Source organism: Hahella ganghwensis DSM 17046, from assembly GCF_000376785.1.
GTDB classification, from domain to species: domain Bacteria; phylum Pseudomonadota; class Gammaproteobacteria; order Pseudomonadales; family Oleiphilaceae; genus Hahella; species Hahella ganghwensis.
The window spans coordinates 36,100-51,557 of record NZ_AQXX01000097.1; the positions used below are offsets into that span (position 1 = coordinate 36,100).

Sequence of the window (15,458 nt, forward strand, 5' to 3'; positions counted from 1 at the left end):
GTTGGCGGAGCGGACGGGACTCGAACCCGCGACCCCCGGCGTGACAGGCCGGTATTCTAACCAACTGAACTACCGCTCCAACAATTTCCATTTTTCTAATTACATAAAGCACTTAGAGAAGTGGTGGGTGGTGCAGGGATCGAACCTGCGACCCTCGCCTTGTAAGGGCGATGCTCTCCCAGCTGAGCTAACCACCCAGTCGAAACTGGATCCATCAAGAGAGAAGTTGGCGGAGCGGACGGGACTCGAACCCGCGACCCCCGGCGTGACAGGCCGGTATTCTAACCAACTGAACTACCGCTCCAACAATTTCCATTTTTCTAATTACATAAAGCACTTAGAGAAGTGGTGGGTGGTGCAGGGATCGAACCTGCGACCCTCGCCTTGTAAGGGCGATGCTCTCCCAGCTGAGCTAACCACCCACGTCTCAAATGGAGATGCGCATTTTAATGATTTATCGCTGCCTGTCAAACACTGATTTCATTTTTTATCCGATGGATAATTGGGGTTGCAAAGTAGTTACAAATCAGGCGCTTTATTATCCTTAGCCGCTTCCCTCGCCTTACATTCAAGACGGTGGTTAACTATCTGGCAGCGCCTGTCTTCAGGAATAGACTTTTCCGCCAGGTTACGGTTCAGGTCAACCATAAAGGTTTGAGCCTGTTGCCAATGCGCGGCGGCAAACCCTTTCACTCTCGGCTCAATACTGGATGTAAACTCCCCTGCTTCCTTAAGAGTTTCTTTTCCTGAACTCAGCGCTTTGGTGTAGGCCTTGGCGTATCTTGTCCGCAACGAGTCCACAAACAGAGCGGTTCGATCAAACTGCTGGTTAATGACATTTGATACACTCATGATTCCTCCGTCCAAATTCCATTTCTATTGACTGAGCCAACAAAGCCATTCAAAAGACAGCTCAATATAATGCCACGAAGGGCCAGAACATCCACCCTCCACCTATACCGTTTCCGACTAAAAAAGCGTCAAAAACTTCTAATTGCATCACTGAAATATACCGATTAATTGTTACACTTATTCTATAAGAAGAAAGAACCGGCCCTTCAGGCCCGGTTATAAGAAAGTATCCATAACAATAAATGAAGATAAACGACACAGTGAGTCGCCTGAGCCTCCATTGATTCAAGTAGTAGCGGATTGCCGGTGCGGACCAGGAAGTCTTATCTGGAGGTGTCTATGACACTGCTTAACAAAGCCAAACACATCAGGAAAGGTGCACCTGTCTCCTGCACCCGCAGCCTAATAGCTCCAACTTTGGCGCTGACAGTCTCTCTGTTCAGTTTTGCCGAAGACCCTCTCGACGTGCCCGACTCTCTTGCACCGGACTTTTCACCGGTAGAAGCCAGTATTGAAATGATATTTGAAAACGGGGATGGCCTGGACATCACTTTTTCAGAAGCTCTGATCAACTTCATTCCTGACCAGGAGATCGCCAACAGGAGCACAATGGAATCAATTACAATGGCGATACTGAACAATCCGGAACTGGCCGATATATTCGTTGCAGGACTGTTTGCCCCTCCCGCCGCTGGCGGCCCCGAATATAATCAGAATCAGCAGGCAGCGCAGGCGGATAAAGATGCGTCGCTATATGACCCAAATAAAATCGCTCGCCTGGAAACGTCAATTGCTGCAGCAATTCTGTTCGGACAATTGGTCGAAGTGCAGATAGTGCCGGACTTTCGCCCACCAAACTTTGACAACCAAGTCTACAATACAACGCCAAGACCTTAAGGTCCTGGCGCTCTTCTCTATTTAGTCGGCAATGAGATCAGAAAGCGTAATTATTGCGTGCCAGCGGATTGCGGAGACTTTAGAGACCGGATTTCCAATGTCATTTCATTGATACGACGATCCAGCTCGACAAAACGCTGAACCAGCTGATTACGGGTTTTATCCAGACCACTCATATTTTCTTCGAGCAACTTTAGACGATTTTCGTAGTCATTCTGACTAAGCTTCGTCACATCACGCTCTATTCTCGCCAGAGTCTGCGTTTGCGAGGATAGATTTTCCTCCAGCTTATTAATCCTCTGCCCCAACTGCCCTTCCAGCAAAACCTGCTGCGCCTGAATTTCCTTGGTGGTTTCAGTTAACTGGTTCAAGGAAGCTTTGCTGCTGTCGGCCAATTTAGCAATCGCCTCATCCTGCTTGCTAATACTCTGGCCGTGAGATTCATTCAATGCGATAAGGCCGGTTACTTCACCAGCTAGCCCCTGAGTGCGATCCACATTGGCTTTCAGGTTCGACTGCAAAGTCTTAAGCGCCTGCTGATTCTCCTCAATCCACTGTTTATTTCTTTTGTTGGAAACATCCCATAGTTTACGCATCTCCGAATCAAGAAATTTCAGCTCTCGCGCCATTTCATTACCACTCTGCGCCATGGTGGCATCTGTCTGATTGATCTGCCCCTCCAATCTGGCGGTGATCAACTTACTTTGAGAGATGTATTGTCTTGCCTGCTCAAGCTGTTGCTCCAGAGTCTGGATCGTGTTTTGCTGGGAATTCACCTGCCAAAAGCCGATTCCGGCCAATATCACGACCATCAGAAACACAAACACCAATGCAAACTGAGCTGATTTCGTGAGACTGACTGTGTTACCACCACTCGCCTTTGCAGGTACAGCAGTGGGAGTTTCGCTGCCTTTCTCATCGTTCGGCGGCGTTTTAGTTGACCGCCGCTGGGAATGAAACCGGTCTACTTCATCTTTTTCCGGCTTAATGGTGTCCATAGTTCCTCTCTCACCCAGCCTCTCCCCGGTTGCCGACAACTTCACGGGTTCAGGCCAATAACAAATTGAATTTTGAATATTATTCCGATTTTCCGGACTAAGATAAAGCCCATACTTTCCAGACAGGGCATGGCCTGACTTTTCAGAGCAACCTCTGTGCGGAATCGGACAATCTGTCGCCCAGAGACACCTATTTTTACCAAACTGGCGCTATGATTGATTCCAGGAGTTTCAAGAGGTTTGCATCACCTGATACGACTCACTAAACTATGCGCCTCTTTTTTTTTCATAAATTTATGGCCTAATTGCACACAGCACCGAATTCATCTGATTCACTGAAGAATATAGTGTTCATCGCAGCTGGCGTCGATTGAGGAGAAATCATGCAGCCTTTAGTTGGGATCATCATGGGGTCCAAATCTGATTGGCCCACCATGGAGCACGCGGCTCAAATGCTGGACAACCTGGGAGTTGCCTATGAAACTCAGGTCGTATCTGCCCACCGCACACCTGACAAGTTGTTCGAGTATGCCAAGACTGCCGAAGACAGAGGTCTGAAGGTCATTATTGCAGGCGCTGGCGGCGCTGCGCACCTGCCTGGCATGGTAGCGTCGCAAACCGCACTTCCCGTACTTGGAGTCCCTGTGCAATCCAAGGCACTCAAGGGCCTCGACTCCCTGCTGTCTATCGTACAGATGCCAGCCGGCATTGCAGTCGGCACCCTTGCCATCGGTACAGCAGGCGCTGCAAACGCTGGTCTCCTGGCAGCCCAGATACTGGGAACCAATGACCTCACTGTCAGAGAAGCCATCAAGACTTTCCGTCAGCAACAAACTGACAGAATTCTCAGTGAACCCGATCCAAAACAGTCCTAAACTATCCTCTATCAGTCATTCAGGCGTGCCGTACCTATGACCAATCCATCTACGAAAATTCCTTCATCCGAACAGCCCCGTCCAACCAGGGTTGGTGTACTGGGAGCTGGCCAGCTCGGCCGCATGATGGCTTTGGCAGGATTGCCTCTGGGACTGGAGTTTTCACTGTATGACACCTCCGGCGCCCCCTCAGCCGGTGTTGGTAAGATTTATTCAGATCCCAAGAACACTCAGGAAGAGCTGGATCGGTTCCTTGACTCAGTGGATGTGGTTACCTACGAATTCGAGCACCTGCCATTGGATCTGGCAAATAACATTGCATCGAAAAAACCACTTTACCCAGGTGTTGAAGCGCTTCGAGTATGCCAAAACCGAGAGCACGAAAAAGGCCTGTTCCGGCAATTAAGCATTCCCACTCCTGAATACCGGATTGTGGCCAGTGCAGAAGAACTGGAAAAAGCAGCCGAGGAGCTTGGTACACCGGTGGTTGCCAAGTCTGTTACCGAAGGATATGACGGCAAAGGTCAGGCAGTCCTGAGATCTCCCAATGAAGCTCAAGCCGCCTGGGAAGCCATCGGCCACCCCAGACTGATTGCAGAATCCTTCGTGCATTTCTCAAGAGAAGTCTCCCTGATCGCAGCCCGTAACACTCAGGGCGAATTTATTGCTTACCCATTGGTGGAAAATATTCATCATGAAGGCATACTGCGATACACCATCGCCCCAGCACCAAAGGTTTCTCAGCAAACCCAGGACACGGCTACCGAATACCTCCATAAATTGATGGACCATCTTGAGTATGTGGGCGTCCTGTCGCTTGAACTCTTCGAGACACCGGAAGGTTTGCTGGCCAACGAAATGGCACCACGAGTCCACAACTCCGGCCACTGGTCAATGGATGGCGCCCATACCGGGCAGTTCGAAAACCACTTACGAGCGATCCTGGGACTCCCACTCGGAGATACAGACCCACACCGTGTCAGCGGCATGATCAACCTGATTGGCAGAACTGTGGACGCAGCTCAGATCTTGAAACTACGTGACACTCACCTGCATTTATACGGAAAATCTGAGCGCAAAGGTCGCAAAGTTGGTCATATAAATGTCAATGCGGAAAGTTACGCTGAGCTAAAGGACAAAATTGAGCGCTGCCTGCCCTTTGTACCGGAACACGCACCTTTTGCCTGGTCACCGGAGCAGAATTCCTAGACAGAATTAGCTATTTCCTGTCACGAATTCTGCACCAGTCAACGATACTTATTTTTTATTAATGCCATTGAAAACTTTGAATTTTTCGGGATAGTCCCCATATATCAAGGCATGCTATGATTTTGATCTTGAGGAAGAGATCAACCTCTCGGGGCTTGCGGGCACAGGACATCCCTGTCCCGACGCTGGCGTGGCCTTGGTTTCGCGTAACAATAGCTTTGCGTGTATACATCAACGCATCGGCAGAATACTTGGCCATCCAGCACCAGACGTCATAATTATACCGGCACCCCAACAGGGAAAAGCCGGGGAAAAATGCCCACAATTACTCATTCATGATCGTTCGGAACATGAGACAGAGTTGGGATCAACACATTGAAAAATGGAGAACACCATGGCTTTTGAACTTCCAGAACTCCCTTACGCAAAAAATGCACTTGCCCCTCACATTTCAGAAGAGACTCTTGAGTACCATTACGGCAAACACCACAAAACTTATGTCGATAAGTTGAACGGCCTGGTACCAGGAACTGAATTCGAAGGCAAAAGCCTGGAAGACATCATCAAGTCTTCCAGTGGCCCTGTATTCAATAACGCAGCCCAGATCTGGAACCACACTTTCTACTGGCACTGCCTGAGCCCCAATGGTGGTGGCGCTCCTACTGGCGCTGTTGCTGACGCAATCAACTCAGCTTTCGGCTCTTTTGACGAATTCAAGAAGCAGTTTACAGACAAAGCCATCAACAACTTTGGTTCAAGCTGGACCTGGTTGGTGAAGAATGCTGACGGCTCTCTGGAGATCACGAATACCAGCAATGCTGGCACTCCTATGACTGAAGGCAAAACAGCCCTGCTAACTGTCGATCTGTGGGAGCACGCCTACTACATTGACTACCGCAATGCTCGTCCTGCCTACATGGACGCATTCTGGAACCTGGTTAACTGGGACTTCGTCGCCAAAAATCTGGGCTAATCGTTAAAACCCCAGGCTAATCGACAGCCTTAGAATTGAAAAACCGGAGCCTCAACTCCGGTTTTTTTTTTGCAATACGAGCAAATTGGCGCATCAATAATCAAGATAGTAAGCCAGGACAGGATAGAATATGGAAAGATGTGGAATGAACGGCAGATTATTTGGGGTTTCAACGGTCAGACACTACACTTAATTCGTTAAGAGCAAAGTCTTTAACGAGGCTTCCCTGTTCCCCGAAAGGTATTCAACTCATACACAAATATGGACAATTCGCCCCAGCTACCCTGGCACCAGAGTCTATCGACTCAACTCATGAACCGAGTGCTTATCACCGCACTCATTGTTGGCTTTATCCTCAGCGCCGGGCAGATAGTTTTTGAAGCAGTCAGAACCTCCGATGAAATGGATGATGATGCCCGGCAAATGCTGGCTGTTGTCAGAGATCCCGCCACTCAGGCCGTTTATAATATTGATCCGGATCTGGCAGCCCAGGTTCTTGAAGGGCTGTTTGAAAAACGCTCAGTCCGCCACGCAATCATATCTCACCCCAACAATCTGGTACTGGCAGAGAAATCCAAACCCTTGCTGAAGGCTGATTATCGCTGGTTTACCGACTTCGTATTCGGCGAGGCTCGCCAATACAAAATTTCCCTGTATCGACCGACCCCTCAGCCAACCTACTATGGAGACCTCGCTGTCGTTCTCGACACCGCCTACTCCTCAGAGTTATTCCTTGAGCGGTCAATTTCAATCTTTGTCACCGGACTGTTGCGGGCACTGGTTCTGGCGATAGTACTTTACCTGGTCTATCACTACCTGCTGACACGACCGCTGAAAAACATTATTTCAGCGCTTTTGAGAATCAATCCGGCAGAACCCGGCCTTCAGTCAATCCCCACTCCCGAGTCACATGAGAAAGACGAACTCGGACTTTGGGTGAGTTCAGCAAACTCTCTCCTCAAATCGATTGAGGAGCACCAGAAACAGCGCCATGCTGCAGAGGCAAGAGTTCTCAAATTATCCCAATACGATTCTTTGACCGGATTACCTAATCGCCTGCTGTTCACAAACTATGTCGCTTCCGCCATCGACGAAGCAGACATGAGCAATCAGAAACTCGCAATATTCTGTATCGGGATCGATGACTTCAAATCGATTAATGAACAGATTGGCTACGCCCAGGGTGATAAGTTGCTGCAGTCCTACGCAGAGAGACTGCTGTCTCAGAGAGAAGGAGTTCACACCGTCTGCCGCCTCGGCGGAGATCAGTTTGCCCTGATTCTGTTTAATGTTACCAGCAACTACCGTGTGGCCAGCTTTGCAGAAACCCTGCTGCATGAATTAAGCAGGCCTTTCGAAAATGACGGCACCTTGATTCCCACCTCAACAACTATCGGGATTACCCTTTACCCCGAGGATGCCGGAGATGCCGAACGAATCATGCAGAAAGCCGAGCAGACCATGATGCTCGCAAAATCTCAGAGCCAGAATCATTTTCAGTTTTATGTAGCCAGTGTCGACAGTGAAATTCGTGATCGCAAGCGCCTGGAAAAAGATCTCGCCCGAGCAGTCCAGGAAAAACAGTTTTTTGTGGTCTACCAACCCCAGATCGATCTCACCAATCGCACAGTTGTCGGCGCAGAAGCACTGATTCGCTGGCAGCATCCGGAGAAAGGATTTATTCCACCGGACCAGTTTATTCCTCTGGCAGAAGCCAATGAATCCATCGTGGAGATCGGTGAATGGGTACTCAATGAAACCTGCCGCCAAATTCGCGAGTGGAGTACTCAGGGACTGAACATTAAAGTCGCCGTCAACCTGTCTCCCCAGCAACTCAGACAAAAGAATTTCGTCCCCAAAGTGCTCTCCATTCTGGAATCCCATCAGTTGACAACCAGCAATATCGAGTTTGAAATCACTGAAACGAGCTTCATGGAAAATCTGGGCGATGCCATTGCCACACTCCGGCAATTAAAGGAATATGGGGTTAAATGCGCCGTAGATGATTTCGGTACTGGTTACTCTTCCCTGAGCTATCTGAAACAGTTGCCTATTTACAAAATCAAGATCGATAAGCAGTTTGTCCGGGATCTGCTACAGGATGAAGATGACACACAGATTGTGCATGCCATTATCCAGCTTGGCCGAAGCTTACGGCTGGAGGTCATCGCCGAAGGTGTAGAAACCGAGGAGCAGGAACGATTTCTGAAGCATGATGGCTGCCATCTGGTGCAAGGCTTCTTCTATAGCCGCCCTATTCCAGCTGATGAATTCCAGAAATACTGCCAAACCATTGCCAGCGCTGCCGAAGCTTAAGAACCAGATTCAATAGTCTAGAAAGGAGTAAACATGAGCATTTCGACCATGATCGGAATAGGTGTGATAGTCGTATTGGTGATCTACCTGATTGCCATATACAACAAACTGGTTTCTCTCAAAAACCGCTTCAAAAACGCCTTTGCGCAAATTGATGTGCAACTGCAAAGACGGCACGACCTCATCCCCAATCTGGTCGAGTCCGCCAAAGCCTACATGAAACACGAGAAAGAAACCCTTGAGCAAGTCATGCAGGCACGCAATCAGGCAGTGACCGCCACACAGGCCGCAGCCCAACAGCCGGATGACGGCGGCAAGATCAAGCAACTCTCCCAGGCTGAAGGCCTTTTAAATAAAGCGCTTGCCAACTTTTACGCCGTATCCGAAAACTACCCGGATCTCAAGGCTAACGACACCATGCAACAGTTGATGGAAGAGCTGACCAGCACTGAAAACAAAGTCGGTTTTTCCCGTCAGGCCTATAACGATGCCGTGATGCACTATCACACTTACAGGGAACAATTTCCAAACAACTTTATCTCCGGGTTCTTCGGATTCAAGGAAACCGAAATGTTTGAGGTTGAATCCGCGGAGGTTAAAAAAGCCGTTAAAGTCAGCTTTAACTAAACTTTAAACCAGGTCATTCCCTTCAGGCATCATTCGCTGGCTTTCTGACTATTCACCGAATGATGCCGAACCACATCACATGCAATTAGATCTATGGACTTTTTTGAGAAGCAAGACAAAGCCCGTCGCAATACTTACTGGCTACTCCTGTATTTTGCACTGGCACTCACCTCCATGACGGTCATTATAAACTTCGCTGCTTATTGGGTGACCCGACTGTGGATCAATAACCTCATATCCATCCAAGCTTGGTTTCAGGAACCGTTCTGGTGGATATCGGGAGGCGTTGTACTGACTGTAGGTGCCGGCACCCTGTGGAGATTAATCCAACTGAACAAGGGAGGAGAAAGTCTCGCACGGTTACTCGGAGCATCCCCTGTCTCACCAGAAACCCGGTTACCAGGGGAACGCAGGCTGATCAATATTACCGAGGAAATGAGCATCGCTTCAGGGGTGCCCATGCCCCGACTATTTATCCTTCATAGTGAGCAGGGAATTAACGCATTCGTAGCCGGGTACCGGCTTGAAGATATGTCGCTGACGGTAACACAGGGCGCGCTGGAGCAACTGACCAGAGATGAGCTTCAGGGCATCATTGGCCACGAATTCAGTCACATCCATAACGCAGACACCCGACTGAACATACAGATTGTCTCTGTCCTCGCCGGGATTTTACTCATCGGCGCTATTGGCAGCTTTCTGTTCCGCAGTGCCTTTCACTCTTCACGTACGGGCTTTCGCGTCGGCAGCCGACGAGGCAATGACGCCCGCTCCACCGCAGCTCTTGTAGGAGCCGGAGCGGTACTTTTTGTTGTTGGATATACCGGGCTCTTTTTTGGGAGGATGATACAAGCTGCAATCTCAAGGCAGCGTGAATTACTGGCTGACTCATCCTCTGTGCAGTTTACACGCAACCCCGATGGAATAGGTGCAGCCTTGTTTAAAATCGGTTACACCAATCAAAATTCTTACCTCACTGCAACCTCCAAAGCCCAGGAGGTTAATCATATGTGTTTTGGAGAATCACTTAAGCTAAATAGCTGGTTTGCCTCTCACCCCCCTATCAATCAGCGAATTGACGCCATCGACCCTAAACTCATGAGTCGCATGCGGTCTCGCTACAACACCGGAAAATTGGCGCCAGAAGCCGGGCAAAAAGATGAATCACCTATATCAGCAGGCATCAGCGGCTTTGCCAGCACGAAAACCACACAGGCACCACCTCCGACAGCAAAACAAAAACCTCCTTCCGCGCTGCATGAACTCGCCGGATCTGTCCCCGAGGATAGCCAACGCTGGGCTACCCACATTCTGGGAGAACTGGATCGGATCTTCGGTGACACCCTTCATCAACCCACCCACTGTGAACTACTGCTTTACGGACTGGTATTAAAAGAAACCAGCTTAATGGCATCAACGCAGACGGAGCTGAAAAGTTCTGATGGTCAGAGCATTCTCTCGCACCCTGACTACATCGAAAGCTGGAATAGACTAAAACAACTCCCACCTGAGGCCATGATGACACTGCTTGAAGTCGCGACCTCAGTCCTCAAGTCATGTAACAGCCAAGTGAGACAACACATCACCCAAACACTCAAAGAATTGGTTGCTGCAGATAATAAAACGACTTTTACGGAGTTCGTTATTCTCTCATTTGCCGCCAAACATCTCCTGACCAAACCACCAGAAAAAACCGTAAACAAGCCGGACATTCTGGCAACAGAACTATCCGTAATACTTTCTATGTTCTGCTTTCTCGGCACTAAAGGATCCGGTAATCAACAAGTCTCAAGGGGGCCAGAATCCCTTTTCAATGAGATCACAACACTCTATTACCCCCTACTGACGAAGCTCAGCTACCAGCCCTCTATTTCGTCAACCCTACTGAGCCAGTCCATCCGTCGAGTCAGCAACATGAGCCCTCTACTGAAGCCTACAATCATTGATGCCTGTGCTGAAGCCGTCATGCACGACCAAACAGTCACACTCAAGGAATATCAACTACTCCGATTAGTAATTGAGTTGCTTGATTGCCCTATGCCACCAGTGATTCCTGGTGTTAAATAAATTGCACAGACGCTGACTGCAAAAGCATTCAGACATAAAAAAACCGAGCACAAGGCTCGGTTTTTTTATGTCTTGCCGATCACTGCTCCAGTCTATTGTTCTGGTACAGCTCATTGATATCCGGCTTGACCATTTCAGCAGCATGGTCTTCGCCCTCTGACTTCCTTTTGATCCCCAGATTCAGCTCCCACAGGGCGTTGAATTTATCCTGACTGACTCGAGCTGCTTGCTCTTTGTCACGCAGAATGGTTGGACGCAGGAAGACCAGGAGGTTTTGCTTGTCTTTGGTCCTGGAATTACTTCTGAAAAGAACCCCTAGTAAAGGAATATCCCCCAACAGAGGCACCTTCGCTTCACTGGTACGATAGTTCTCACTGATCAAACCACCCAGAACTATGGTTTCTGAGTTATCAGCAAGTACAGAGGTTTTAATCTGACGTTTATTGGTAATCAGGTCTGACGCATTCTCATTGGATGGCGCAATCGAAGAGGATTCCTGCTCAATCTCAAGTCGAACCAGATCTCCGTCACTGATAGAAGGAGTCACCCTTAGAGTCAGACCTACGTCCTGACGCTCAATGGTCGTAAATGGATTCGTTGTACCATCAGTCCCTGTTGCCGTCTCACCGGTACGGAACGGTACGTTCTGGCCCACAATAATTTCTGATTGCTGGTTATCCATAGTGATAATTGACGGAGTGGACAACAGGTTGGCCTGACCACTGGTCCCAAGGGCCTGGATCAATGCAGCCCACTGAGCCCCCCCCTCATTCTGCTCACCAACACCAATGGCAGCAATATCACCAAGCGCGATATCTGTTGTCTGTGAGGCAATCGCGCTCAATACGGCCGAGGCAGAGATACCAACATTGGTAAAGTTGGTGAGACCCGCAGGTCCTGATTCACCACTAATATCACCAGCAGCCAACTGAACACCCAACTGACGGCTCAGACCATCACTTATCTCTACAATTGCCGCCTCAATCAACACCTGGGCACGGCGAATATCCAACTGCTGAATGACAGCCTCGATTTCTTTCATTACCGAAGGCTCAGCCCTCACCACCAGTGCATTAAGTCCTTCATCAGGATAGATACTGACCTTGCCTGACCCCGGCGCCGCTGCACCCTCTCCACCACCTTTGGCTGGAGCAATATCGCCCATCAACCCCTTGAGCAGTTCTGCCAGCTTTTCGGCATCCGCGTGGCGCAGATTGATAACTTTCGTCGTACCGGTAATCGCTGCAGGCTGATCAAGCTTTGAGATCAGTTCACGCATTTTATCGCGGAAGTTTTCATCACCTTTAAGAATCAGACGATTGCTACGCTCATCAGCAACAACACTGAACTTATTGGCCGCTTTGGTCGGGCCTTTACCAAGCTCAGCCGGTGCCAGCTCTTCAAGCAGCTTCACCATGTCACCAACCCAGGCTTCTTTCAGTTGCACAACTTCAAGCTCATAGTTGGAAGGACTGTCCAGCTCTCCGACAATTCTTTCAATGCGCTGAATGTTGTTCACATGATCACTGATAATCAGAGCATTAGCTGCGGCCACTCCCGCCAGGTGTCCATATTTAGCCACCATAGGACGCAGAATGGGAACCAACTCCAGTGCATTGGCATTTTTTACCTGAATAACGCGGGTAACCAGTTGCTCCTTGGGAACAGACTTGAACATTTTCAGGTTTTCCGCCGTCTGCTTGGCTTCATTCTGCTGAACAATCTTGATCACACCTTCAGACGGAATGGCGGCAAACCCATGAACGTTCAGCACCGATAGAAACATTTCATAGATTTCGTCCTGAGACATCGGCGCATTGGAAACAACGGTGACTTTCCCCTTAACCCGGGGATCGACCACGAAACTATAGCCGGTAATATCAGCAATCTGGGTGATAAATGCGCGGATATCCGCATCCTTGAGGTTGACCTTCCAGGTTTGATCTTCAGCCCATGCCCCTCCTATCAGAAAGCATGACAACAACAGAGCCAAAACAGAGGTTTTTATCGTTTTCATATCCATAAATTTTTATGATCAGTTGGTATCCGCAAATTTAAGGGCCAATTATCAGACTCTAATGGCCTGTTTCCATTTACCCCGAACAACTTTTGTAAATCAGAATCCATCAGCGTAAAGGATAGTTGATGGTGAATACAGCGCCATCACGCTCTATCTCTACTTCCAGCATACCGCTCTCATAGAGCTCCTGTAGCCTCTGACTGTCTTCTTCTATGTTACCCAAAACATGGCCGTTTACAGAACGAATCACATCACCCTTCTGCATGCTCATAGCACCCAGCATCGGATTGTTTCCGTTATAAACGTACCCCGAGGGACCTTCATCTGAATTGATTGGACTCAACCCTACAGATGCCAGTGCCGCCCTTGGATCTTCAGTTAACCTTTGCTGAGCTACACTCATAAACTCCTCAGGAGTGTCTACCCCACCACTCTGAGCCGGGCTTGAAACCTCCTCGATATTGGAAGCAGCGTAGGTTGCCCCTTCCTCAAAGGTCAGCTTCTCCAGAGCTCCCGACCGACTGAGGAGTATATGGTCATGATAGACCGCGGCCAGTTTTGCATTACCCGGCAAGTCATCGTCAATCCGGTAATACTCCGCGTTACGACCGCGCTCCGCAATAATGGCTCCGGACTGATTGTCCGTCAGGCCAACGACAACTCCATAAAGGTCCAGCCTAAGTTTTGTCTCAGGAGCATCCACCTGTTTCAAAGTGGCTTTATCTGCCTGTTTGATTTTGGCTTTACCAAACAGATTCCAGGACAAGTAATTTCCCGGCGCACTCAAGCCGTCAGACGTACTCCCTTTGACCGCCCCGGAAGGTAACACAATCGCCTGTGGCGCTCCCTCCCAGAATAACCAGGTCAATTTTGCAGCCTGCCAGGCTACCGCAGCAACCAACAGAATTCCTACCCACCAGGCAAGTTTGGCAATAGTAGACGATTGCATGGGTCTAAATCACCTTTTGCTGGATTCTGAACACAACATCATCCGGTCCGGAACTTCCACTCCAGGGTGCTCCAGCTAAATCCAGCAACCGACGGCGGATCTGTATCTTCGCCACACCATCAGGCCCCATTTGAGCCTGCATCACCGCTTTACCCGATTCTTCTTCCGTAACTTCCAGAGAGATATCCTGGCCGACCTGGGTAATCTGTCCAACCAACGGCGGCATTACAGTCGACTGTACCTCTCTGCCCATGGGATAGCTGACAGAGCCACCCTCCCATCGGCCCTGCCCCTTAAGCTCCAGGGGCTTGCCTGTATTCAGATCCACCACCGTCGACAAACGCTGGATTGTGAGCACACCGCTGAGATTTAAGCGATGCTGGCGTAACAAAGGATTCAGCGCTGCCAGGTCTAGCTCCAGATTTGCATCGAGCTCTGCCTGTTCGAAATTTCTTAACGCTCCCTGTGATGTCAGACTGATGCGGTCTGACCTGAAATCAATATTAACCAATGAATCAGAAGTGATCAGACTCTGGGGAGCCAGTTGCCAGTCGATCACCCCACTGAGCTGACGGCTGCTTAATAGCGCCTCGCCATCCCATAGAGTGCCATTAGTCTGTTGTACCTTGACGGGTAGCTGTTGCAGCGGAAGCCATTCCTGGACATACCCCCAGGCAAAACTCACAGGCATGTACAATACCAGGGCAATAAAATAGCTCAGGCCGGCAATTACAAACATTGCTACGGATTTCAGTATCACTTCCAGCCCTTTAAATACCGCATCTTCGAAATACTCTTACTTCCGTTTACTTTCTTATTCCTGCCGGACACCGAAGCGGGACTCATCAAGCCTCCGGATTTCCCGCCTACCGGCATTATATTGTCGCCACCCAGGACTAACGCCACCTAGGGTTGTCGTCAGTCAGCATTATTGTTACCTAAGAGTCCGACCTGTTCCTGAGGTTCTTATTTCATACTCAGGATCATGCACTTCTGCCACTTTACCCCGGGCTTAGTTCTTTTTACCCCGGACTTAGTTCTTTGGTAAGAAAAGTGGCGATATGTCACTCAAAAACCAACAAAATCCCCTTCGTTTGACAATTTTGTCAGTAGCCGAACTTTCTAATCAATTACCGGCACTATAGCAAGACCAACCCAAAAATTCGGCGTTAACGTTCGTTAATACTTTAGCTTGTCAGGCACCAGAAACTGCCAGATGCCAGACAATATCATTTATCACAAATTACCAGACACCTGAACAGCACAAATGAGCCGGGCACGATATCATACTATCCCAACCCTTTTTGTGACTATCAGCCACTAAACCAATATCAAATTGCCTATACTGCTAATCCTTTGCAGGTATGGCTAAAAAAAAACCCCGGTAAACCGGCAATGCTGTTCACTTAAGTGTTTGAGTTAGCGCAGGGCTTAATAGAAAATCCAATGATGGAAACATCATCGGATTTTTTATGGATTTTCAGCAAGACCTGCTCGACCTCAGCGACCTCTTTAACTTCTCAGACCTCAGCTCATTTACTCAAAACATCCCCGTCGAATGGGTTGAATCTGCACTGCGTTTGAGTGCCTCCGCGACGATTAGAAGGCGCCGACTACCATCAGACCAAGTACTTTGGCTTGTCTTGGGGATGGCAATGTTTCGGGATGAACCCGT

13 protein-coding genes and 4 tRNA genes are annotated in these 15,458 nt (G+C 49.1%); 8 read left to right on the top strand and 9 right to left on the bottom strand.

The genetic code is table 11. The annotated features are described in order from the left end of the window. Window positions 1–2: 2 nt before the first annotated feature. The 5 genes from F566_RS0108840 to F566_RS0108860 form a co-directional block, all read right to left on the bottom strand. Window positions 3–79, bottom strand: a tRNA-Asp gene (locus F566_RS0108840). Between the two features lie 42 nt (window positions 80–121). After that, window positions 122–197: transfer RNA gene (locus F566_RS0108845), tRNA-Val, on the bottom strand. Window positions 198–227: 30 nt separating this feature from the next. Further along, a tRNA-Asp gene (locus F566_RS0108850) sits at window positions 228–304 on the bottom strand. Between the two features lie 42 nt (window positions 305–346). Beyond that, window positions 347–422: transfer RNA gene (locus F566_RS0108855), tRNA-Val, on the bottom strand. Window positions 423–519: 97 nt separating this feature from the next. Next, window positions 520–852, bottom strand: coding sequence for a hypothetical protein (locus F566_RS0108860; protein ID WP_020406630.1), 333 nt, complete (start codon window positions 850–852; stop codon window positions 520–522). 339 nt (window positions 853–1,191) lie between these two features. On the opposite strand from F566_RS0108860, the gene F566_RS0108865 reads away from it, so the two are divergent. Continuing rightward, window positions 1,192–1,749 carry a hypothetical protein gene (locus F566_RS0108865; RefSeq protein WP_020406631.1) on the top strand — a complete coding sequence of 186 codons (558 nt, stop codon included), beginning with the start codon at window positions 1,192–1,194 and terminating at the stop codon, window positions 1,747–1,749. Window positions 1,750–1,799: 50 nt separating this feature from the next. Here the strand turns inward: F566_RS0108865 and F566_RS0108870 are convergent, their stop codons facing one another. Continuing rightward, window positions 1,800–2,747: a hypothetical protein gene (locus tag F566_RS0108870; protein WP_020406632.1), complete on the bottom strand. Its 948-nt coding sequence runs from the start codon at window positions 2,745–2,747 to the stop codon at window positions 1,800–1,802. A 383-nt stretch (window positions 2,748–3,130) separates the two neighbouring features. Here F566_RS0108870 and purE point away from each other — a divergent pair, with 383 nt between their 5' ends. The 6 genes from purE to F566_RS0108900 all read left to right on the top strand — a co-directional run bounded on the left by purE (window position 3,131) and on the right by F566_RS0108900 (window position 10,814). Next, window positions 3,131–3,622 carry a 5-(carboxyamino)imidazole ribonucleotide mutase gene (purE, locus tag F566_RS0108875; protein WP_020406633.1) on the top strand — a complete coding sequence of 164 codons (492 nt, stop codon included), beginning with the start codon at window positions 3,131–3,133 and terminating at the stop codon, window positions 3,620–3,622. Between the two features lie 36 nt (window positions 3,623–3,658). Then, window positions 3,659–4,831, top strand: coding sequence for a 5-(carboxyamino)imidazole ribonucleotide synthase (locus F566_RS0108880; protein ID WP_020406634.1), 1,173 nt, complete (start codon window positions 3,659–3,661; stop codon window positions 4,829–4,831). 394 nt (window positions 4,832–5,225) lie between these two features. Then, the gene (sodB, locus tag F566_RS0108885) at window positions 5,226–5,804 is read left to right on the top strand and encodes a superoxide dismutase [Fe] (RefSeq protein ID WP_020406636.1); all 579 of its coding nucleotides are present in this window, start codon (window positions 5,226–5,228) and stop codon (window positions 5,802–5,804) included. A gap of 312 nt (window positions 5,805–6,116) precedes the next feature. Continuing rightward, window positions 6,117–8,120: a putative bifunctional diguanylate cyclase/phosphodiesterase gene (locus tag F566_RS0108890; protein ID WP_020406637.1), complete on the top strand. Its 2,004-nt coding sequence runs from the start codon at window positions 6,117–6,119 to the stop codon at window positions 8,118–8,120. 33 nt (window positions 8,121–8,153) lie between these two features. Then, window positions 8,154–8,747, top strand: coding sequence for a LemA family protein (locus tag F566_RS0108895; RefSeq protein ID WP_020406638.1), 594 nt, complete (start codon window positions 8,154–8,156; stop codon window positions 8,745–8,747). Window positions 8,748–8,840: 93 nt separating this feature from the next. Next, on the top strand, window positions 8,841–10,814 hold the full coding sequence (locus F566_RS0108900) for a M48 family metallopeptidase (RefSeq protein ID WP_020406639.1): 1,974 nt from the start codon (window positions 8,841–8,843) through the stop codon (window positions 10,812–10,814). Between the two features lie 79 nt (window positions 10,815–10,893). Here the strand turns inward: F566_RS0108900 and gspD are convergent, their stop codons facing one another. From gspD to gspN, 3 genes are all read right to left on the bottom strand, one after another. Continuing rightward, window positions 10,894–12,831, bottom strand: a complete 1,938-nt coding sequence (gene gspD / locus F566_RS0108905) for a type II secretion system secretin GspD (RefSeq protein ID WP_157496712.1) — start codon at window positions 12,829–12,831, stop codon at window positions 10,894–10,896. Window positions 12,832–12,940: 109 nt separating this feature from the next. After that, window positions 12,941–13,783 carry a type II secretion system protein N gene (locus F566_RS0108910; protein WP_020406641.1) on the bottom strand — a complete coding sequence of 281 codons (843 nt, stop codon included), beginning with the start codon at window positions 13,781–13,783 and terminating at the stop codon, window positions 12,941–12,943. Window positions 13,784–13,787: 4 nt separating this feature from the next. Beyond that, complete coding sequence (gene gspN / locus F566_RS0108915) at window positions 13,788–14,543, bottom strand: type II secretion system protein N (protein WP_157496713.1); 756 nt, start codon at window positions 14,541–14,543, stop codon at window positions 13,788–13,790. A gap of 712 nt (window positions 14,544–15,255) precedes the next feature. Between gspN and F566_RS36250 the strand changes: the two genes are divergently transcribed. Then, window positions 15,256–15,458 (top strand): transposase domain-containing protein (locus F566_RS36250; protein ID WP_020405116.1); only part of this gene is annotated, 203 nt, incomplete at its 3' end.

Excerpts from the sequence above, each read along its gene's own strand:
- F566_RS0108860 (WP_020406630.1), bottom strand. The coding sequence starts at position 852 with ATGAGTGTATCAAATGTCATTAACCAGCAGTTTGATCGAACCGCTCTG.
- F566_RS0108865 (WP_020406631.1), top strand. The coding sequence starts at position 1,192 with ATGACACTGCTTAACAAAGCCAAACACATCAGGAAAGGTGCACCTGTC.
- F566_RS0108870 (WP_020406632.1), bottom strand. The coding sequence starts at position 2,747 with ATGGACACCATTAAGCCGGAAAAAGATGAAGTAGACCGGTTTCATTCC.
- purE (WP_020406633.1), top strand. The coding sequence starts at position 3,131 with ATGCAGCCTTTAGTTGGGATCATCATGGGGTCCAAATCTGATTGGCCC.
- F566_RS0108880 (WP_020406634.1), top strand. The coding sequence starts at position 3,659 with ATGACCAATCCATCTACGAAAATTCCTTCATCCGAACAGCCCCGTCCA.
- sodB (WP_020406636.1), top strand. The coding sequence starts at position 5,226 with ATGGCTTTTGAACTTCCAGAACTCCCTTACGCAAAAAATGCACTTGCC.
- F566_RS0108890 (WP_020406637.1), top strand. The coding sequence starts at position 6,117 with ATGAACCGAGTGCTTATCACCGCACTCATTGTTGGCTTTATCCTCAGC.
- F566_RS0108895 (WP_020406638.1), top strand. The coding sequence starts at position 8,154 with ATGAGCATTTCGACCATGATCGGAATAGGTGTGATAGTCGTATTGGTG.
- F566_RS0108900 (WP_020406639.1), top strand. The coding sequence starts at position 8,841 with ATGGACTTTTTTGAGAAGCAAGACAAAGCCCGTCGCAATACTTACTGG.
- gspD (WP_157496712.1), bottom strand. The coding sequence starts at position 12,831 with ATGAAAACGATAAAAACCTCTGTTTTGGCTCTGTTGTTGTCATGCTTT.
- F566_RS0108910 (WP_020406641.1), bottom strand. The coding sequence starts at position 13,783 with ATGCAATCGTCTACTATTGCCAAACTTGCCTGGTGGGTAGGAATTCTG.